The 20,645-nt window shown below is 42.2% G+C and carries 24 protein-coding genes; 23 read left to right on the top strand and 1 reads right to left on the bottom strand.

Features of this window, described 5'->3' with window-relative positions:
* Positions 1-12: 12 nt before the first annotated feature.
* Entirely contained in the window at positions 13-648 is a 636-nt protein-coding gene (locus tag ACFO3D_RS04860) for a YigZ family protein (protein ID WP_390293510.1), read from the bottom strand.
* 201 nt (positions 649-849) lie between these two features.
* Between ACFO3D_RS04860 and ACFO3D_RS04855 the strand changes: the two genes are divergently transcribed.
* From ACFO3D_RS04855 to cccB, 23 genes are all read left to right on the top strand, one after another.
* Entirely contained in the window at positions 850-1,989 is a 1,140-nt protein-coding gene (locus ACFO3D_RS04855; protein WP_390293509.1) for a sensor histidine kinase, read from the top strand.
* Positions 1,990-2,129: 140 nt separating this feature from the next.
* Positions 2,130-2,816 (top strand): response regulator, encoded by a 687-nt coding sequence (locus ACFO3D_RS04850; protein WP_390295453.1) that lies wholly within the window; start codon positions 2,130-2,132, stop codon positions 2,814-2,816.
* A 131-nt stretch (positions 2,817-2,947) separates the two neighbouring features.
* Positions 2,948-3,343 (top strand): ASCH domain-containing protein, encoded by a 396-nt coding sequence (locus ACFO3D_RS04845; RefSeq protein ID WP_390293508.1) that lies wholly within the window; start codon positions 2,948-2,950, stop codon positions 3,341-3,343.
* Between the two features lie 101 nt (positions 3,344-3,444).
* Positions 3,445-4,287: a DegV family protein gene (locus ACFO3D_RS04840; protein WP_390293507.1), complete on the top strand. Its 843-nt coding sequence runs from the start codon at positions 3,445-3,447 to the stop codon at positions 4,285-4,287.
* Between the two features lie 354 nt (positions 4,288-4,641).
* Entirely contained in the window at positions 4,642-5,754 is a 1,113-nt protein-coding gene (locus ACFO3D_RS04835) for an ATP-dependent helicase ComFA (RefSeq protein ID WP_390293506.1), read from the top strand.
* 1 nt (position 5,755) lies between these two features.
* Entirely contained in the window at positions 5,756-6,439 is a 684-nt protein-coding gene (locus ACFO3D_RS04830; RefSeq protein ID WP_390293505.1) for a ComF family protein, read from the top strand.
* A gap of 313 nt (positions 6,440-6,752) precedes the next feature.
* A complete protein-coding gene (locus ACFO3D_RS04825) occupies positions 6,753-7,169 on the top strand; it encodes a TIGR03826 family flagellar region protein (protein ID WP_390293504.1) in 417 nt (138 codons plus the stop codon).
* A gap of 112 nt (positions 7,170-7,281) precedes the next feature.
* Positions 7,282-7,545: a flagellar biosynthesis anti-sigma factor FlgM gene (flgM, locus tag ACFO3D_RS04820; RefSeq protein WP_390293503.1), complete on the top strand. Its 264-nt coding sequence runs from the start codon at positions 7,282-7,284 to the stop codon at positions 7,543-7,545.
* A 16-nt stretch (positions 7,546-7,561) separates the two neighbouring features.
* Complete coding sequence (locus ACFO3D_RS04815) at positions 7,562-8,047, top strand: flagellar protein FlgN (RefSeq protein ID WP_390293502.1); 486 nt, start codon at positions 7,562-7,564, stop codon at positions 8,045-8,047.
* Between the two features lie 33 nt (positions 8,048-8,080).
* Entirely contained in the window at positions 8,081-9,601 is a 1,521-nt protein-coding gene (gene flgK / locus ACFO3D_RS04810) for a flagellar hook-associated protein FlgK (RefSeq protein ID WP_390293501.1), read from the top strand.
* A 10-nt stretch (positions 9,602-9,611) separates the two neighbouring features.
* Positions 9,612-10,493 carry a flagellar hook-associated protein FlgL gene (gene flgL / locus ACFO3D_RS04805; protein ID WP_390293500.1) on the top strand — a complete coding sequence of 294 codons (882 nt, stop codon included), beginning with the start codon at positions 9,612-9,614 and terminating at the stop codon, positions 10,491-10,493.
* Positions 10,494-10,617: 124 nt separating this feature from the next.
* Positions 10,618-11,190, top strand: a complete 573-nt coding sequence (locus tag ACFO3D_RS04800) for a DUF6470 family protein (protein WP_390293499.1) — start codon at positions 10,618-10,620, stop codon at positions 11,188-11,190.
* A gap of 19 nt (positions 11,191-11,209) precedes the next feature.
* Complete coding sequence (fliW, locus tag ACFO3D_RS04795; RefSeq protein ID WP_390293498.1) at positions 11,210-11,653, top strand: flagellar assembly protein FliW; 444 nt, start codon at positions 11,210-11,212, stop codon at positions 11,651-11,653.
* A gap of 2 nt (positions 11,654-11,655) precedes the next feature.
* Positions 11,656-11,880, top strand: coding sequence for a carbon storage regulator CsrA (gene csrA / locus ACFO3D_RS04790; RefSeq protein WP_390293497.1), 225 nt, complete (start codon positions 11,656-11,658; stop codon positions 11,878-11,880).
* Positions 11,881-11,968: 88 nt separating this feature from the next.
* Positions 11,969-12,319, top strand: a complete 351-nt coding sequence (gene flaG, locus ACFO3D_RS04785; RefSeq protein WP_390293496.1) for a flagellar protein FlaG — start codon at positions 11,969-11,971, stop codon at positions 12,317-12,319.
* 15 nt (positions 12,320-12,334) lie between these two features.
* Positions 12,335-13,876 (top strand): flagellar hook-associated protein 2, encoded by a 1,542-nt coding sequence (locus tag ACFO3D_RS04780; protein WP_390293495.1) that lies wholly within the window; start codon positions 12,335-12,337, stop codon positions 13,874-13,876.
* Positions 13,877-13,898: 22 nt separating this feature from the next.
* A complete protein-coding gene (fliS, locus tag ACFO3D_RS04775) occupies positions 13,899-14,300 on the top strand; it encodes a flagellar export chaperone FliS (RefSeq protein ID WP_390293494.1) in 402 nt (133 codons plus the stop codon).
* On the top strand, positions 14,300-14,653 hold the full coding sequence (fliT, locus tag ACFO3D_RS04770; RefSeq protein ID WP_390293493.1) for a flagellar protein FliT: 354 nt from the start codon (positions 14,300-14,302) through the stop codon (positions 14,651-14,653). The genes fliS and fliT overlap by 1 nt, the downstream gene beginning before the upstream one ends.
* A gap of 191 nt (positions 14,654-14,844) precedes the next feature.
* Positions 14,845-15,396, top strand: coding sequence for a ribosome hibernation-promoting factor, HPF/YfiA family (gene hpf, locus ACFO3D_RS04765; protein WP_390293492.1), 552 nt, complete (start codon positions 14,845-14,847; stop codon positions 15,394-15,396).
* Between the two features lie 292 nt (positions 15,397-15,688).
* Positions 15,689-15,844, top strand: coding sequence for a hypothetical protein (locus tag ACFO3D_RS04760; protein ID WP_390293491.1), 156 nt, complete (start codon positions 15,689-15,691; stop codon positions 15,842-15,844).
* Between the two features lie 313 nt (positions 15,845-16,157).
* On the top strand, positions 16,158-18,671 hold the full coding sequence (gene secA, locus ACFO3D_RS04755) for a preprotein translocase subunit SecA (protein ID WP_390293490.1): 2,514 nt from the start codon (positions 16,158-16,160) through the stop codon (positions 18,669-18,671).
* Positions 18,672-18,780: 109 nt separating this feature from the next.
* Positions 18,781-19,882 (top strand): peptide chain release factor 2 gene (gene prfB, locus ACFO3D_RS04750; RefSeq protein WP_390293489.1). Its coding sequence is split into 2 segments (ribosomal slippage): positions 18,781-18,852 and positions 18,854-19,882, totalling 1,101 coding nucleotides; the frame shifts between segments, so codons are not numbered across the junction.
* Between the two features lie 172 nt (positions 19,883-20,054).
* Positions 20,055-20,441, top strand: a complete 387-nt coding sequence (gene cccB, locus ACFO3D_RS04745; protein WP_390293488.1) for a cytochrome c551 — start codon at positions 20,055-20,057, stop codon at positions 20,439-20,441.
* The last annotated feature ends 204 nt before the right edge of the window (positions 20,442-20,645 follow it).

The following is a 20,645-nucleotide window of genomic DNA, read 5'->3' as shown; positions in this document are numbered from 1 at the left end:
CGCCCAGTTGTATTATTCCACATCTAGTTCGATATAAGCGGTCCCTTTGTTATCGAATTCTGCCTGGTCACTGGTAAGATCTGTGATCCAGCTACGGAAATCTTCCTCTTCACCATCCCGGGCGTAGACGAGAAATTCTACCTTGTCCAGGTAATTAATTGATTCCAGGACATGGGTTGAGTTGCGAAGGACATTCTCCAGTTTTCCGAGCAGCGAGTAATCAACAGTTACTGATATTCCAGACATTAGTTGGCGTTGGACTACCCCGGTAGCTTTTATCGCTTCAGATGTCGTACTGCCGTAAGCGCGGATAAGTCCGCCGGCACCGAGTTTAATTCCGCCGAAGTATCTGGTGACCACCACAGCTGTATCTTTAAGATCCTGTTTTTTTAACACTTCAAGTATGGGGACGCCAGCTGTTCCGCTTGGCTCACCATCATCGTTCGCTTTCTGAATCTGATTATTTTCTCCTATCATATAGGCAGAACAATTATGATTGGCGTCATGATGCTTCTTTTTAATTTCCTGGATAAAGGACTGGGCCTGTTCTTCCGTTTCGACCCGCCGAACATATCCAAGAAAACGTGATTTTTGTATCGTTATCTGGTTAAATCCTTCCTGTTTTACGGTATAATAGTTAGATAACATTTTATAGGAACCTCCCGTGAACTCATTTAATAGAACCTTAAACATACGGCAAATCGCTATTTTCTAGCCCTAAATATATCAAGCAGGGGAAAGCAAGGCGCTTGTATTTTTTAATAGGATAATTTTTCCTGAATCGGGTATAAGACCCTATAAAAAGAACGGACTGCTGCGAATTATTATATCATAGGTTGGTGGGATTTTATGGCACAAAAGGTAGAAGAGAAAGCGCTCGATAATGTCATTGATGAGATGATCGATGTAGTGCAAAACAGCAAAGACGAGATTTTTAACATCAGCGAAGAGGCCAGGAATGAGTACGAACATCTCCAACGCCAGCTGAAAGAGACAAAAGAAAAGGTTATCGAACATATCAACACAGGGGATGCGCTCGAACAAAAAGTGCGATTTTCACGGCAGCGGTTGTCTGAAGTAAGCAAGTTTTTTGACCGTTATTCCGAGAATGAAATACGGGAAGTCTATGAAAATACGCATGCCATGCAAACTGAACTTGCGATGCTGCGCCAGGAAGAAAAAGGACTCCGTGACAGACGGGATGACCTGGAACGGCGACTTCTTGCGCTTGATCAGACGATTGAGCGGGCTGAAGGGCTTGCCGGTAAAATAACAGTCATACTCACCTATCTTAATGACGATTTCCGACAGGTCAATGAAATGATTGAAGAAGCAAAAGAGAAGCAGCAATTCGGTTTGAAAATAATCGAGGCACAGGAAGAAGAACGACGTAAAATCTCCCGGGAAATTCATGATGGTCCAGCACAGATGCTTGCCAATATTCTACTCCGTTCCGAGCTGGTCGACCGAACATTTCGTGAAGGGACGGTTAATGATGCACTGGAAGAAATTAAAAGCGTCCGGAAAATGATTCGTTCCTCCTTGTATGAGGTGCGGCGTATTATTTATGATCTGCGGCCAATGGCCTTGGATGACCTTGGGCTTATTCCAACCATCAAAAAGTATTGTGCTACAATAGCGGACTATAATGACACCGAAATCGAATTTTCCTCTATCGGTCAAAATAAACGCCTTAACCAAAGGTATGAGATTGCATTTTTTCGGCTCGCCCAGGAAGCAATACAAAATGCGGTTAAGCACGCAGGGGCTCCGTTAATCAAAGTTAAAATCGAAATTTGCGAGAAGAACTTATCCATGGTTATTAAAGATTACGGGAAAGGTTTTGATCCGACACAAAAACGGGATAAATCATTCGGGCTGATAGGGATGCGTGAACGGGTTGATATGCTTGATGGCACATTATCGATTAACTCAACAATTGGCGAGGGTACTACCATTATCATCAAGGTGCCATATAAACCCGTATAGGGCTTACTTTTTTTCAAAACTTTAAGTATACTAAAAGAAGCCGATATAAAAAGAGAGATTAATATAGACTATCATTGACATTGTAATAGGGTAAATTTAAATAAATAGATATTAACCTGGGAGGAACAAATTCGATGAACATGAAACGAACTAGAATTGTACTTATTGATGATCACAAATTATTCCGTGAAGGTGTAAAACGTATCCTTGAATTTGAACCGTCGTTTGAAGTTGTTGCTGAAGGCGATGATGGTCTGGTCGCATCCAAGCTGGTTAAAGAACACAACCCTGATGTAGTACTGATGGACATCAACATGCCAAATATGAATGGTGTACAGGCAACTGCCGATCTGGTCCGCCATTTTCCAAGTACGAGTGTGATTATTCTTTCCATCCATGACGATGAAAGTTATGTAACCCATGCACTTAAAACAGGGGCAAGGGGTTACCTTCTGAAGGAAATGGACTCGAACTCGCTGATTGAAGCAATTAAGGTGGTTAGTGAGGGAGGCTCTTATCTCCATCCGAAAGTAACACATAATCTCGTTCAGGAGTATCGGAGGCTGGCCAGGGAAAATGTTTCCGGTGGCCCTGACAATGGTGTTGAATATCATAAACCGCTTCACTTACTGACACGCCGTGAATGCGAAGTACTTCAGCTGCTTGCGGATGGGAAGAGCAACCGTGCTGTTGCCGAATCACTGTATATCAGTGAAAAAACGGTCAAGAACCATGTCAGCAACATTTTGCAAAAAATGAACGTAAACGACCGGACACAGGCAGTTGTTCAGGCAATACGTAAAGGCTGGGTGGAAGTTTTATACTAGACCGCATCAGTTTGTTCCTGGTAAATGATGGTCGTCTTAACTCTGTCACCAATTGGTGGCAGAGTTTTTTATATCCTGCTGTAATTGGATAGTAAAAGTTTGATAAATAAATAGTAAAGGAAGAGCTGAGCATGAAAAAGATTGATTTCTGGGGACGGGATGAAAACGACGAACGGCTTCTTGAAGAGGTGGTCGCTGGCTTGAAAACAGCTACCTGTACGCCAAAGGTATGGTATAATCGGCTCCCTGAAGACGAGAAGAGCCAAATCGGCGATTATTTTCAGGCATGTACTAAGCAAGGTGTTCCTCGTGCTGTAATAATAATAATAGATGTGTATGAAATACCATTTGGAGAAATAAAAGGAAAAATCGGCCAGCGTATAGCCGAAGGAGAAAACTGCACACTCGAAGAATACATAAAAGACCATATCTCCTGCTGGGAGGAGCCTTTAGAGTCGGAGGGACACGGTTTCGGAGATCACACCATTATAGTCGTAGAACATTTCAAAATAGTTTCGGCTGAATAATTTACCTGCAACAAATACTAGTCAAAATAATAATGCAATTGCTCTGATGTTCGTGTAAAATAAATTGATAGAGTACTTGTTAGTATAGGAGTGGGCATACGATGAAAGTTGCTGTGATGACCGACAGTACAGCGTATATTTCGGAAACGCTGATCAGTCAATATGATATTAATGTGGTTCCACTGAGTGTAGTATTTGGCGATGAGTCATATCGCGAGGGAATTGATATAACAACCGAAGAATTTTACCGCAAAGTAAAAGAGGCGGAATCCCTGCCGAAGACGTCTCAGCCATCAATTGGTACTGTAACTCATACGTTTGAGGAACTGGCGAAGGACTATGATGCTGTCATTTCCATTCACCTTTCCAGCGGTATAAGCGGTACATATGAAGCTGTGGCGGCAGCTGGTGAGATGGTGGACGGGATTGATGTGTATCCATATGATTCTGAGCTCAGTGCAATGGCACAGGGCTTTTATGTCCTTGAGGCAGCTGAGATGGCCAGAAATAATAAATCCCCTGACGAGATTATTAATCGTCTGAATGAAATCAAGAAGAGTATCCGGGCTTATTTTATGGTCGATGATTTAAGAAATCTTCAACGGGGCGGCCGGTTGAACGGCGCTCAGGCACTTGTGGGAAGCCTCCTTCAAGTTAAACCGGTTCTGCATTTTGTAGATAAAAAGATTGTTCCATTTGAAAAAATCCGGACACGCAAAAAGGCGCTGAACCGGATCATTGGAATGCTAGAAGAAGATGCAAAACAAGGTAAGAAACTCCGAGTTGTATTTATTCATGCCAACGATGAGCCATCAGCCCTAGAACTGAAGGAACGTTTTGACTCCATGTATCCAAACGTCGAAAGCTCAATCAGCTATTTTGGCCCGGTAATCGGTACCCACCTTGGTGAAGGCGCCATTGGTGTCTGCTGGTATAGCAAATAAACTATTGCCGCCGGCGTAATAATCCCCGGCGGTGTATACATCATAAATAAGGAGCGTGAAGCTGTGCACTCAGATACTATTCCCGACGACTTCCCTGAAATGTTGGACGCTCTGGTCGGACGCTTTTCTGGTAAGTTATTGCTTAGACGGGAAATACCTATCCCTCAGGACCTCTTTCAAACTCTTCTCAACAACTCTTTATTTACTCCTGTTACATCTATTAACCAACATTTTTTTCAATCCATATGTCAGCGCTGCAACAATAATAAGCGTTCGCTCTTTGGTGTTATTCCTTGCGCTGTCTGTGGAAAAGAGCATTTATATTGTCGTAAGTGCATCGAGATGGGCCGTGTAATGCAATGTCAGCCGCTGTATCAATGGACAGGTCCCGAGATGACATGGTCCGTTCATGAATATGCCTGTACTTGGAGTGGCGAATTGACACAGGGGCAACAGGGTGCCGCTGACCGGATTACAACTGCCATCCAGACTAACGGACATGAGCTCCTAGTCTGGGCAGTGTGTGGTGCCGGCAAGACAGAAATGCTGTTCCCAGGAATAGCAGAGGCACTTAAACTCGGTAAAAGAATATGCATTGCAAGTCCTCGTACGGATGTAGTAAGGGAACTTCTGCCAAGGATTCGTCAAGCATTCTCTTCTGTTTCAGTTCAGGGGCTGTATGGCGGAAGTGATGAAAATGAGGGAACCGCCCAGTTGATTCTGGCTACAACCCACCAGCTTATGCGATTTAAACTTGCTTTTGATGTCCTGATTATCGATGAAATCGATGCATTCCCGTACCATTCGGATAAATCACTTCCATTTGCCGCTACCCGTGCCAGAAAGCAGTCCGGTACAACGATTTACCTCACAGCAACTCCACGCCGCAAGCATAAACATTTAATTGACAGTAAAAAACTGGATCATGTTTTCGTGCCAAGACGGTTTCATGGCCATCCGCTCCCAGTTCCAGCACTCCAGATTTGCCATTCATTAAAGAAAAGCATCCACAGAAACCTTCCGCCTCAACAGTTTTTTAAGTGGTATGCTAATCGAAAAAACTCTACCAGACAGCTGCTTATCTTTGTTCCTAGCATCACTTTTGCTGAGAGACTAAGTGATAACCTAATCCCCCTCCTCCATGATGAATCACTTTGTGCTGTACATGCCTCGGATGATAATCGGGCAGAAAAGATACAGCAGTTCAGAGACAGAAAAATAAGGACATTGATAACGACAACGATATTGGAGCGGGGCGTTACCTTTCCGTCAGTGGATGTAGCCGTTCTGGATGCCGGACATTCTGTTTTTGACGAGGCGGCACTTGTGCAGATTTCAGGCCGTGCAGGCAGGAGTCCGAATGACCCGACCGGGGAAGTAGTATTTTTTCATGACGGAAAAACCGAAGCTATGGTACGGGCGATCCAGTCGATAAAAGCGATGAACAAACGGGGAGGATTTCATTAAGATGAACTGCTTATGGTGTGACACGGAAATTATCCCGGAGGTTGGCTGGAAAACTCTCTTAATGCCTGCTGAACAAAAGATCTTGTGCCAACCGTGCGGGGACGGGCTAAAATCAATTACCGGAAAACGCTGCAAAAAATGCAGTCGTATCAGTGAAGTAACTAAATGCAACGATTGCATATGGTGGGAAAAACATACGCAGGGAAAGGACCCATTAACAGCCAATCTATCAGTCTTTCATTACAATTCCTATATTCAGGATGTGGTTTCCCGATGGAAATACCGAGGAGATTACTGTCTCGGTATGGTTTTTAAAGAAAGTTATAAAGACGCATTCACTAGATATCTTCATTTTTTACCGGATGATACAATTATGGTGCCCATCCCACTGAGTAATGAACGGTTGAATGAGCGGGGGTTTAACCAGTCAGCAGTGCTGTCCAGTTTCTTGCCACTGAGGACGGAAGAGCTTCTTGCCAGAAAACACAGTGAAAAACAGTCGAAAAAGAATCGGCATGAACGGATTGCTGCAGAAAATCCCTTTGAATTGATTGAAAGTATAAACAAACCTGTTCTTCTTGCCGATGATATATATACAACGGGTGCTACGCTTAGACATGCTGCACTTCTTTTAAAAGAATCCGGAAGTCCAAGTATTCATGCGCTGACACTGATACGCGGTTAAATGACGTATGAGAGTTATTATAAAGGTAGAATGTTTTGTTGTATTTGAGACAAAAGTTATATGGTGCCACTTAAGACGATGCTCCGGAAATACACTTTGCTTTCCGCGGGCTCGCGCTGAGCCTCCTCGTTCGCAAAGAGCACTCACTGTGGGGTCTCAACGGCTTCGCTTTCCCGCAGGAGGCTACGTGTTTTTCCTTCGCTAATTTGGCTCAATCAATATAAATTAAATCACCTATGAGATTAGTGAGCAGCGATGATTAAAAGATGTGGCAAATATAAGTTATACTATTAAAATTGAAGGAGGTGTCACAGTGGCTGAATTGGCAAATTGTTCACGCTGTGATGCAGTTTTTGTGAAAACAGTAAGGGATATCTGTAAGACATGTTATCAGGAGGAAGAAGCTGCATTCGAGGTTGTTTACAGATTTTTAAGGGATAGAAAAAACAGGGAAGCAACCATGATGGAAATTTCCAAGGCTACCGGGGTGGAAGAACATCTGATTATCAAGTTTATTAAAGAAAAAAGATTGCGCACCTCTCAGTTTCCCAAACTGGCATATCCTTGTGAGCGATGTGGGGTCGAAATTGTTAAGGGCCGTCTTTGTGGTAACTGTTCAGCTGATATTCACCAGGGCCTTACACAGCACGAAGAGAGTGAGAAAAGAAAGGCAGAAAAAGAAATCCGGGAAAACCATACCTATTATGCTTACGGAGTTGATAAGAAATAAAGGTTTTTCCTTTACTATTTCGGTGAATGTGCCGATATAGACAGTAATAAACAAATTATATAAGCGAAGATACTATATAAAAGTTATCAGACAGGAAAAGCGGGGTGATTTCATGAAAATTAATGGTCCTAACCAGTCAAACTTTAATCCATATAAGAATCAGATTCAAAAGCAATCAGAATACGCAAAAGATGTAAACAGAAAGGATCAGCTGGAAATTTCCAGTCAGGCGAAGCAATTACTTGAGAGTGAAAAACCTGGCGCAAAGCGGGCAGCGTATGTCCAGCAGATAAAAGAAGCAGTTGATGCCGGGGAATACAAAGTAAATCATGAAAAAACGGCCCAAAAAATAATTGATTTCTGGTCAAAACAATAAAAAGGAGGACATCATTTTGTCCCTTCGTCCAGTTACAGATTCATTAGAAAAGCTGATCATTCTCCACAAGTCATTGCTGGAAGTGTCAAAACAGAAAACAGACATTGTAAAAGAAGGCTCTGCCGAAAAACTGCAATCATTGCTTGTAAAGGAACGCAAACATGTACAGGCCCTAGAACAAGCTGAGGCAAAACGGCAGCAGGTGGTTGGGGGATGGCTGAAACATCAGGGTATACAGTCTGATGAGGCGACTCTCACCGATATCCTTAACAATGTAATTGATCAGCAGGACAAACGAGAACTTGAGGCAGCTGCAGTGGAGCTTACGAATGTAATTACCCAGCTGAAGCAACAAGAGCAGCTTAATCAGGCGCTTATCCGCCAGTCAATGCAATTTGTTGAACTCTCACTAGAAACAATGAAACCGTCTATACAAAGCTTCAATTACGGTGGCAATAAAACTTCAGCTCCCGGTCGATCTGTTTTCGATTCAAGAGCATAGAAATAATCAGGCATTCATGAAAGGAGCAGTCCAATGAGTACTTTCCGGGGACTGGAAATGGCTAAACAAGCCCTATTTGCACAGCAATCAGCACTATATACCACAGGTCACAATATATCCAACGCGAACACGGAGGGATATACTCGTCAGCGGGTTAATTTTGAAACAACATCACCATTCCCGGCAGCGTCCCGAAATCGTCCGGAGATACCCGGTCAAATGGGAACCGGTGTGAAAGCAGGATCCGTTCAGCGTATACGTGATCAGTTCCTTGATTACCAGTTTCGTACAGAAAACAGTAAATCAGGATACTGGAGCACAAAAGCTGACGCCCTATCACGGATGGAGGGGCTGTTGAATGAACCGTCTGAGAACGGTCTTAATAAGACTATGGACAGATTCTGGCAGTCGTTACAGGATCTTTCTGTGAACCCGGAGAATTCAGGTGCACGGTCTGTTGTTGCGCAAAGAGGACTTGCTGTTGCTGAAACATTTAATTATCTATCTGATTCACTCGGTGGTATCAGAACCGATCTGAAAAATCAGATTGATGTGACGGTCGGAAATGCCAATTCAATTCTTGAACAGGTTAACGCGATCAATAAGCAGATTGGTAATATAGAACCGCATGGAATGCTTCCAAATGACCTTTATGATGAACGCGACAGGTTAATTGATGAACTCTCCAACATTGTCAATATTGAAGTAAGCTATTCAAAAAGCGGTCAGAGTTCCCCGGAAATTGCTGATGGGCTGGCATCGATCAAATTGGTTGATCAGAACGGAAAAGGACTTGTTCCTCCAGCAGTGCTAGTTGATGCTACAAATGAAAAGGTAAATAAACTGACGGTGAATTACTCGGATGCTGAAGGAGAACTTGGTGCTGTGAAGGATATCTCAGTTAATGGTACTTCCTATCAGCCAAATGAATTCACTTCTATTGGATCACTGACTGGTTTCATAGAATCATATGGATATCTTGATGGCACAACTGTGAAAGGGTCATTCACCGATATGTTGGGCAACCTGGACAGCATGGCAGCAGCGTTCGCCAAAGAATTCAATAATGTTCATAACAGTGGGTTTGACCTTAACGGTGATCAGGGAATCCCGGACTTTTTCCAACAGGCCACTGGCACGGGTGCAGCTGGGGCTATAATCGTTAATGAGGAGATTCTGGATGACCCGGATTTGATTGCTGCGAGTAATGGCGGTGGGTCCGGTAACGGTGCAAATGCCTCAGATTTGGCTGATGTGTTCGATAAGCCACTGACTGACCTTGGAACGAATACGTCTGTAAAAAGCTTTTACGAATCCGTTATCGGAAATATGGGGGTTAATGCCCAACAGGCTAACCGAATGGTTGAGAATACAACTATTCTCCGTTCACAGGTGGAGGAACAGCGGATGTCTGTTAGTTCGGTTTCGCTGGATGAGGAAATGTCTAACATGATCAAATTCCAGCATGCGTACAATGCTGCAGCCCGCAGTATGACTGCAGTGGACGAAATGATCGACCGGATCATCAATAATATGGGAATTGTAGGAAGGTAGGTAACGGATTATGCGAATTACTCAATCAATGTTATCCAATAATATGCTCCGTAATCTGTCGAATAGTTACTCCAAAATGGATACCTATATGAATCAGTTATCAACCGGAAAAAAGATCAATCGCCCTTCTGATGATCCAGTAATTGCAATGAAGGGGATGAACTACCGTTCACAGGTTACGGAAGTAGAACAATTTAAACGTAATATCGGGGAAGTTCACAACTGGATGGATAATTCTGATGCAGCTTTGGATAAAGCTACCCAGGCATTACAAAAATTTCGTGAATTAGCTGTTCAGGCAAGCAACGATACGTATGGGGAAGAAGAACGAGATAACATCAAAGAAGAGGTTGAACAACTGAAAGAACACCTCATAGATATTGCCAACACCAATGTAAATGGTAAATATATTTTCAATGGTACAGGTACGGATACTAAGCCGGTAACAGTGGATGGCACGGGTCAAATTACCGTCTCCACAAACAATGACCGAGTAATGATAGAAGTCGCAAATGGTACAAAACTGCAGGCTAACGTGGAATCTTCAAGTGTGTTCACGGATGACCTTTTTCAAAATATCGATGATTTTGTAACTGCGCTGGATAATAGCAATCAGGGCGATATTGAGGCCAGTATTGGTGCTCTTGACGAAAACATCAACAAGACCATCAATGCGCGGGCAGACCTTGGCGCGCGGATGAACCGCCTTGATCTGGTTGAGAACCGGCTAGGTGAACAGGAAGTAATCGCCAAAAAAATGATGACTGAGAATGAAAACATCGATTACGAAAAAGTAATAACACAACTGACTACACAGGAAAGCATTCACCGTGCAGCCTTATCAGCAGGATCCAGGATTATACAGCCGACACTGCTGGATTTCCTACGATAAATATTTACTGCCCTGGCCTCTAATGGTACAGGGCTTTATTTTAAAATTGCTGTTCATATATGTGGAGAACAATTTATCCTAGAAAAAAATCGTGCAGCAGTATTAACAATTGGGGACTGATTGGATGAGATTACCACAAATTCGAATGGAATCACAGATAGCACGGATTCAAATCCAGCAAACGGATGGAAGGCAGGAAATTCAACAGCCAAAGGCACAGCAGTCCATCCGGCAGCCGGAAGCAGAAATCACAATGAAAACAACACCATCCAAGCTGGATATCGATCAGACAAAAGCATGGGAAGATATGAACCTCATGCATATTTTTAAACGCATTGAGAAGTTTGCTAACGATGGCAGGCAAGGAGCATTTGAGGGAATAGCACGACGCGTCCAACAGGGTGCCCAGCTAATGAAAATAGAGAATGGTGGTAATCCCATTGCGAGTCAGGCTGTTACCAATGCTTATGACGAAATGAAGCGATTGGGGATTAAATTTATTCCGTCGCCATTTGCTGTCAAGATTAACTATCAGCCTTCCGAATTGAAGATCAACGTAAACGTTAACCCACCGGAGATTGAGACGCGTCCACAACGGCCTATCCACTCCTATACTCCAGGAGACGTGACTACCAACATGAAAAACTATCAAGATCTAAAGATTGATTTCGTGAATTTATTTTCGGAATCAGTTTAAGAAAGGATGATTTATAACTATGAACATTAAGACGAAATATCTGGGAGAAAAAGAAATCGAGGAAAGCTCTATTATTCATTTTCCATTCGGACTGCCCGGTTTTCCAGAGGAGAAACAATTCGCTCTGCTTGATATGCCAGGAAACCCTGTATTTCAAATACTACAATCAATTAACAGCCAAGGTACAGCTTTTATTGTAACCAACCCATATCTCTTTTACCGTGACTATGCTTTCGATTTGGACGATAACCTACTGGAGACGCTTCAAATTAAGGATGAGAAAGAAGTAAGGGTTCTCACAATCGTTACCGTCAAAGATCCATTTGATACCAGCACATTGAACCTAAAAGCACCATTGATTCTCAATAGCCGACGTAACCTCGGAAAGCAGTACATCTTAAATACTGACATTTATCCATCCAAGGCAGCAATTGCATTGTCCTCTGCCGGGAAAGGGGAATAACAATGCTGGTATTGACACGTAAACTGAACGAATCCATTCAAATCGGTGATGACATCGAGATAAAGGTGCTTGCTGTGGAAGGGGATCAGATTAAGCTGGGGATCGATGCGCCAAAGGCAGTAGATATTCACCGGAAGGAGATTTATCTGGATATTAAAAATCAGAACAGTGAAGCGGCGAATCTTCCTGATGACGTATTAAGCCTATTGAAAAACTCGGAAAGGTAGTTTGTTATTTTTTCGGCGGACCCTTAACAATTCGTGTGATTCAGCCGATAAAAAAAGAAAACATAGGCAATGAGGAGCTGTATGGGTAATGAAAATAGAGACTACACTCACAGGCACTCAACCTTTGCAAAATGGTACGTACAACAGGCAAATTACATCTGCAATGGAGAAAGTGGATGAAATTCAAAAAGTATTAAAAGAAGAAAGAGCTGCAGACTCGAATGAAGTTAAAACAGTGGTGGATAAGTTAAATGAATTTACCGAGCCGCTGAGGACCAATCTTCGGTTCGAGTTTCATGAAAAGCTTGAGGAATACTATGTTACTGTAGTAAATCCTCATACAGATGAGGTTATCAAGGAAATACCACCCAAGAAATTACTCGACATGTACGCAGCAATGGCTGAATTCATGGGGGTTCTGGTGGATGAAAAGATTTAGAAGGAGCGGTTTGCTATGCGCATTGGCGGTCTGGCAACAGGAATGGATATCGATTCACTTGTAAGTAAATTAATGAAGGCTGAGCGTATGCCTCTGGACCGGATGGAGCAGGAGAAAATAAGCCTGACTTGGAAACGTGATGCCTTCAGGGATATTAACAAATCATTGCTTGAACTGGATGAAATGATTCTCAATATGAAAATGAGCAGTACATATAATTCGAAAAGTGTCAGTTCCACGCAGGAAAGTGCCATAACAGCAACTGGAACTTCAACAGCTACCAATGGTACTTACCGAATTCAAGTGGATCAATTAGCTTCCTCGGCGATTAATATGAGCGACAGTCCGATCGGAATTGAGGCTGATAAAACGTTTGGTGATTTACTTGCAGAAGGTAAGGTAACTCAGTCACAGCTAGGTGAATTTGAATTTTTCACTTTTGATAAAGCCGGGAATAAACAGCGACATGCCATTACTGTTAGTGAAACAGATACTTTAAATGACGTAATGAAACGAATAACTGAAAAAGATAATAATGTAAGAGCTTTTTATGACTCCAACACACAGAAAGTAATCATGGAAACAACACGGACTGGTAACTATAATACATCCAGTGAATTTCTTGGAGCGGAAATAGGTTTTGACAGTACTACGGATTCTGCCTTTTTGCGGGATGTTTTAAACCTGAAAAATGGTGTTCAGCAAACTGATGGTACATGGGATCCAGCTGAAAAAGGTGGAAAAGACGCGGAGTTCTACTATAACGGCTTGACTGAAAAGATGACTTCTCATAATAATTCCTACAAACTTGGCGAGGTAACTTTCCAATTTAAGAATGTTACTGAAGGCCAGGCCAGTTTAACGGTCACCAATAATGTAGAAGCTTCCTTCGAATCCATTATGAAGTTCGTGGATAAATACAATGAAGTTGTAGAGAAGTTGAATGGTTCCCAGCAGGAAGAAGTTTACAGGGAATACAAGCCTCTTACCGACAAACAGAAAGAGGCAATGTCTGAAGACGAGATAGAAATGTGGGAAGAAAAAGCTAAAAGTGGAATCTTGCGTGGTGAGTCAGCAATTTCTGATGGACTGTTTTCGATGCGTCGAAGCTGGTATTCCACTGTACAAACGGGCGGAGATATTACGTCTCTTACACAAGTTGGTATCACTACATCAAGTAATTACATGGACGGCGGAAAGCTAATTGTAGATGAACGTGAATTAAAAAAGGCGCTCACAGAAAATCCGGCCGGAGTCCAAGCTCTCTTTTCCAACAGTACTGAGGGTGCGAGCAAAGGTCTGATTAACCGGCTTGACGAGGCACTTGATAAGACCAGAGAAAAGATTGATTTGCGTGCCGGATCAGGGTTGGATACACTTCAGAATTATACATTAGGTAAAAGAATGAAGGAATTGAACGAAAGTATTGTAGCATTTGAAGACCGTCTAGTACGGGTTGAAAACCGATATTGGAGTCAATTTACCGCGATGGAAAAAGCAATACAGCGAATGAACCAGCAATCAGCCCAATTGATGTCTCAATTCGGCGGTATGTAATCCATTTAAGGAGTGTTACGTAATGTCAGTAAACAAACATTATCAGGCTTATCAGGATAATTCGGTTAATACTGCCTCAGGTGGTGAACTAACCCTGATGCTATATAATGGCTGCGTCAAATTTATCAAGCAGGCAATGAAGGATTTGGAGAATAAAAATTTCGAGGCAAAAAACACAAATATCCAGAAGGCACAGAATATTATCCGTGAACTAATGGTTACCCTAGACCCAGAAGTTGAAATTTCCAAACAATTTATGCCTCTATATGAATATATCCTTCACCAACTAAAAGAAGGCAATGTTAAAAACGAGAAAGCCCCTCTTGAAGATGCATTAGGCTTTGTCGTGGAGTTCCGTGACACGTGGAAACAAGTAATAAAACAGACCCGTCAGACACAGTACGCACAGGGTGCTAGGGTTTAATGAATACATTAAAAGAACTGTACGAGGTTACTGAAAAGCTTGACGTGATACTTTCCGGAAAGATTACGCCTGCCAACCGGAACGAAGTAATTGATCAGATAAATAATATGGTGGAACGAAGGGGAATGTTGATGAAGGATATTTCCCCGCCTCATTCTGAAGAAGAAAAACAACTTGGCAATGACTTGGTCAAGTTAGATCAGGAAATTCGCAAGAAAATGGATACGATGTTCACCGAGCTGAAGACTGAAATGAAGCAATCCAAAAAACAAAAAAAATCCAACCGTACATACGTGAACCCTTACAAAAACGTGGGTTCTTCTGATGGCCGATATGTGGATAGCAGAAAATAATCCCAAACTCCCGAATTAATCGGGAGTTTTTTGCTTATATATAATTTAAGCTAAATCCCCAGTGGACATAGCTTACAAGCCCTTTCTGTTCAAAACTTTCAAAATTCGTCAATATTTTTGTTAGTTTAGGCAGGAAAAATATGTGGAAAAGTTGTATAATAAACACATAAGGATGAAAGGAGGACACTTTTATGAGGTACAACATTCGTGGTGAGAATCTTGAGGTGACTGGCTCGATAAGAGACTACGTAGAAAAGAAAATCAGCAAACTGGAGAGGTATTTTGATACCACGCCGGCATCCGATGTACACGTAAACTTAAGTGTCTATAACGATGAACAGAGAATTGAAGTTACGATCCCAATGACTGATCTGTTACTCCGGGCAGAAGAACAGCATATTGATTTGTATGCAGCAATTGACCTGGTAGTAGACAAATTGGAACGACAAATTCGTAAGTACAAGACAAAAGTTAATCGTAAATTTAGACAAGAGGGTTCTCCGAAACATATTTTTGCAGAATTAGAAAAAGAAGCGGCGTATGAAGAAGAAAATCCAGATGAGATTGATATTGTTCGTACAAAACGGTTTAATTTAAAACCGATGGATTCAGAAGAAGCAGTCCTGCAGATGGATATGCTTGGTCATGCATTCTATGTATTTACGAATGCAGTTTCCGGTGATACCAATGTAGTCTACCGTCGAAAAGATGGAAGATATGGATTGATAGAACCGAACAGTTAATTCATTAAAATAATAGACTAATAGATGGCGATCCTGCTAAAAGGGGTCGCCTTTTAATTTGTGCAGGCCGTTATCCAAGTTTGTCGAATTTTGTAGAACGCTTTGCCAAAAATGAAATTTGGATGAAGAAAATGTGGCTTATTTTGAAATAAACTTATATAGGGCTGTCAAAAAGTTATTTATTATGTATTTTTTTGTCGAACTGGACGCCAAAATTGAAAAATGGCAATTAGGTTCAAATATAGCATTCATGGTATAACTAAATCGTACCTGCGAGAAAGGAGGAGATTATGTGAGTGATAGCAAGTATGAAATATTACAGACTCGTATCCAGCAGCATGAGGAAACAATCACCCAGTTAGTTGAAATCATTGCTGTTATAAATCGTCGCCTATCAGATCTCGACAGGAAAGAACGTGAGCAGTCACATACTTACTCACTCACATAGTCTTCCCTGAACCGCCGGTGAATTTCGCTTTTCCACTATTGCGCCCCAACATACCTCACTAAAAAAACAGTTCATCCCCGGACTGTTTTTTGCTTTGCATAATTAATGGTTGCAGTAAACAGTGGCTCGTTCAAACTCACTTCCGTGCAGTTGTCAGAACTTTTAAGATGCGTTATTATTAAAGTTGGACTATGTAAAATCAAGTAATTAAGTAGTACTATAAATATCTTCAAAAACAGATATAAATGGGTGAGCCTAACTTATTTCCTAACAGGGTTTAATGGTTTATCCAACAATACGAGGAGCGTTATATATGGCTAGTCTTTTGACAAAGATATTTGGCGATGGCACCAAAAAACAGCTATCAAAGTTACAAAAGAAAGTTGATGAAATAGAGGCGATTGAGCCGGAAATTGAGAAGCTGTCAGATGATCAGCTTCGTGGGAAAACAGATGAATTCAGGGAAAGATTTTCAAATGGTGAATCACTGGAAGATCTAATGGCTGAAGCGTATGCAGTAGTCCGTGAAGCTTCTAAACGAGTGCTTGGCATGCGGCCATTCCCTGTTCAGTTAATGGGAGCGATTTCTCTTCATGAGGGTAATATAGCGGAAATGAAAACAGGTGAAGGTAAAACACTTGCTTCCACTATGCCAGCCTATCTGAATGCGATAGAAGGGAAAGGTGTTCACATTATCACCGTAAACGAATACCTTGCTGACCGTGATGCGAAGGAAATGGGGCAGTTATACGGATTTCTTGGATTGACAGTCGGACTAAATGGTAATGGCTTGTCGAAAGAAGAGAAACGGGAAGCTTATCACTGTGATATCACCTATGGTACGAATAATGAGTTTGGATTTGATTATCTGCGGGATAACATGGTTCTTTATAAAGAGCAAATGGTTCAGCGACCATTGAATTTCGCTATAATTGATGAGGTTGACTCTATTTTAATTGACGAAGCACGAACTCCGTTGATCATTTCAGGTACCGCTCAAAAATCTGCGCAAATGTATCAGCAGGCAAATTCGTTTGTGACTACATTGAAACGTGAGGAAGACTATACCTATGATGAAAAAACCAAGGGTGTGCAGCTGACCGAAGAAGGGATCAACAAGGCAGAACGTTATTTCAATATCGAAAACCTGTTTGACCTGAATAATGTTTCATTGACACACCATATCAATCAAGCACTGAAAGCTCACGTGGCGATGCAACTTGATACAGACTATGTCGTACAGGAAGGCGAAGTAATAATCGTTGACCAATTCACGGGCCGCCTGATGAAAGGACGTCGTTATAGCGATGGTCTCCATCAGGCAATTGAAGCGAAGGAAGGTCTGCAGATACAGAACGAAAGTATGACCCTTGCTTCAATTACGTTCCAGAACTTTTTCCGGATGTACAATAAACTTTCCGGAATGACTGGTACTGCCAAGACAGAAGAAGAGGAATTCCGTAACATTTATAATATGGATGTAGTGGCGATTCCTACAAATAAGCCAATTATCCGTGACGATAAGCCGGATATGATTTATAAATCGATGCAAGGAAAGTTCCAGGCGGTTGTCCGTGAAATCAAGGAGCGGTATGAAAAAGGCCAGCCTATCCTTGTGGGTACAGTTGCTGTAGAGACTTCTGAACTTATCTCCAAAATGCTTCAGAAGGCAGGCGTTCGGCACAATGTACTGAATGCGAAGAACCACTACCGTGAAGCGGAGATTATTGAAAATGCCGGTCAAAAAGGCGCTGTAACGATTGCAACAAATATGGCCGGTCGTGGTACAGATATTAAACTGGGCGACGGCGTAAAAGAAGTTGGCGGATTAGCGGTAATCGGTACCGAGCGTCATGAATCCCGTCGTATTGATAACCAGTTGCGTGGTCGTGCTGGGCGTCAGGGAGATCCCGGCATGTCACAGTTTTATCTATCCATGGAAGACGAACTGATGCGTCGCTTTGGTTCCGATAATCTGCGTTCCATGATGGAGCGGCTGGGTATGGACGACAGCCAACCGATTGAAAGCAAAATGGTATCACGTGCGGTAGAATCAGCACAGAAGCGAGTTGAGGGTAATAACTTCGATGCACGTAAAACAGTACTGTCATATGATGATGTATTACGTCAGCAGCGTGAAATTATTTATAAACAGCGTTTTGATGTAATTGAAGCCAACGAAGATCTGCGTGAAATTGTTGAAGGGATGATTCACTCCACCCTTGAACGCGTGGTAAATGTAAATACCCAACAGGAACTTGACGAAGAATGGGAACTTGACACAATTGTTGAGTATGTCCATGGAAATCTTCTTGAACCTGAAGATATTTCAGCCGATGACCTTAAAGGCAAAGAGCCTGAAGAAATCACTGAATTCATCATGGATAAGGTTCGTGCTCGTTATGACGAAAAAGAAGAAGAGTTGTCACCTGAGCAGATGCGTGAGTTTGAGAAAGTTATCGTGCTTCGGACGGTGGATACGAAGTGGATGGACCATATAGATCAGATGGACCAGTTACGTCAGGGTATCCATTTACGTGCATACGGACAGACGGATCCATTGCAGGAATACCAGGCAGAAGGTTTCCGGATGTTCGAGGAAATGATTGTTGCAATCGAGGAAGAAGTATCAAGATATGTAATGAAAGCCCAGATTCGCGATAATCTTAAACGCCAGGAAGTTGTGAAGAATACACAGGCAGTTTCCGGTGGTACGGATGAAAAGAAAAAAAGCCGTAAACCATATGTGAAGACACAGGATGTAGGGCGTAATGACCCATGTCCATGCGGCAGCGGAAAGAAATATAAAAACTGTCACGGGAAATAGAAGTAATCGGGATTAGTCTCCCCCTAATAGAGCACTCCCTGTTTCACGGGGAGTGTTTTCCATGGCAGAAAAAAGTTCAAAAAAATAACTTGATGAGGTGAACGGTATAATGGAACTTTCTGAAATTAGCAACGAACTGAATAAAATGAGCAAGCGAATAGAAGAATTCAGGGGGTCTCTTTGACTTAGATGACAAGAAGCAACGCATAAAAGAGCTTGAACAGGAAATGACTTCACCGGATTTCTGGGATAATCAGCAGGAAGCACAAAAAGTAATTAATGAATCGAACGGACTGAAAAGTTATGTAGATAAATTTGAAGAATTGAACGAAACAGTGGAAAACCTCAAGGTCTCCTATGAACTCGTACAGGAAGAAAATGATGAAGAGTTATACGCGGAACTTGAGAATGAAATATCAGCACTGAGAAAAAATATAAATGAATTTGAGCTTCAATTACTGTTAAGTGATCCGTATGATGCCAATAATGCGATACTGGAATTACACCCAGGAGCCGGCGGAACAGAATCACAAGACTGGGCAAGCATGCTTCTCAGGATGTATCAGCGTTGGGCAGACAAAAGGAATTTTTCTGTAGAAACACTTGATTATCTGCCAGGTGACGAAGCAGGTGTCAAAAGTGTAACGCTTTTAATAAAAGGTCATAATGCTTATGGTTATTTGAAAGCAGAAAAAGGTGTTCACCGGCTCGTCCGGATTTCGCCATTTGATTCATCCGGCAGACGGCATACCTCGTTTACTTCATGTGATGTAATGCCTGAGTTATCGGATGATATCGATGTTGATATTAAGACAGAGGATATCAAGATTGATACGTACCGTGCAAGCGGTGCGGGTGGTCAGCATGTCAACACTACTGACTCGGCAGTCCGGATTACACACCTTCCGACAAAAGTCATTGTAACTTGTCAGTCAGAACGCTCACAGATCCAGAACCGTGAGCGAGCAATGAAAATGCTTAAGGCTAAACTTTATCAGCTGGAGATTGAACGTCAGCAACAGGAAGTGGATGAGATACGTGGTGAACAGAAGGAAATCGGTTGGGGAAGTCAAATTCGATCTTATGTATTCCATCCATATACAATGGTAAAAGATCATCGTACAAACGTAGAAGTTGGAAATGCGCAGGGAGTAATGGACGGTGATCTCGATCCATTTATCGATGCATATCTTCGCTCCCGTATGAACTAAATTATTAGTGAAATTCATGAATCTGTCACAATCTGCCAAAAGCTTAGTCCCCCATACAATTACCGAGTTTTCTCACCAATAGGTGTGACTTTATGTGGTTTTAAAAAAATATTATTAGGTTATAATATCCATGATAACCTTTACACTAAATTGATGTTAGGGGGATTTAAGCATGAAAAAGTGGTTATTCACAGTACTATTCGGTTCAGCGCTTGTGCTCGGCGCTTGTGGCGGTGGTGGTGACGAAGGTGCTACTGACGATTCAGGCGGAAATGGCGGCGGTGAGGATACAGAACAGACTGAAGGAAACAACGGTGGCGGTACTACCGACACTGCTGCTGCAGAGGAAATTTACCAGAACAACTGTGCTTCCTGTCACGGTGCGGATCTTTCCGGTGGGGCAGGTCCAGACCTGACTGCTGTTGGCTCCGAGTATTCTGCCGATGAAATTGCCGATATTATCAAGAATGGAACAAATGGCGGTATGCCAGCATTCGATGGTCAGCTTCCAGAAGAAGACATTCAATCTCTTGCACAGTGGCTGGCTCAGAAGAAATAAGTTGCATACTTAATAGCTGACAAGCCCGGCTTTGGGAAGTTTTCTCCCAAAGCCGGCTTTTATTTTTGGCCAGTCAACATATTTCCCCAGCATCATTCTACATATAAGTTCTTAATATCCGTCTATATACCCTTGTATTACAAAAATAAACATAAATACCCTATTTTGAAATGAAAATGTAATATTAATAGGGGTAAAAATATT

Origin of the sequence: Virgibacillus kekensis (assembly GCF_042654125.1) — a bacterium.
Taxonomy (GTDB): Bacteria; Bacillota; Bacilli; order Bacillales; family Amphibacillaceae; genus Lentibacillus; species Lentibacillus kekensis.
This window is presented reverse-complemented; position numbering and strand designations above follow the sequence as displayed.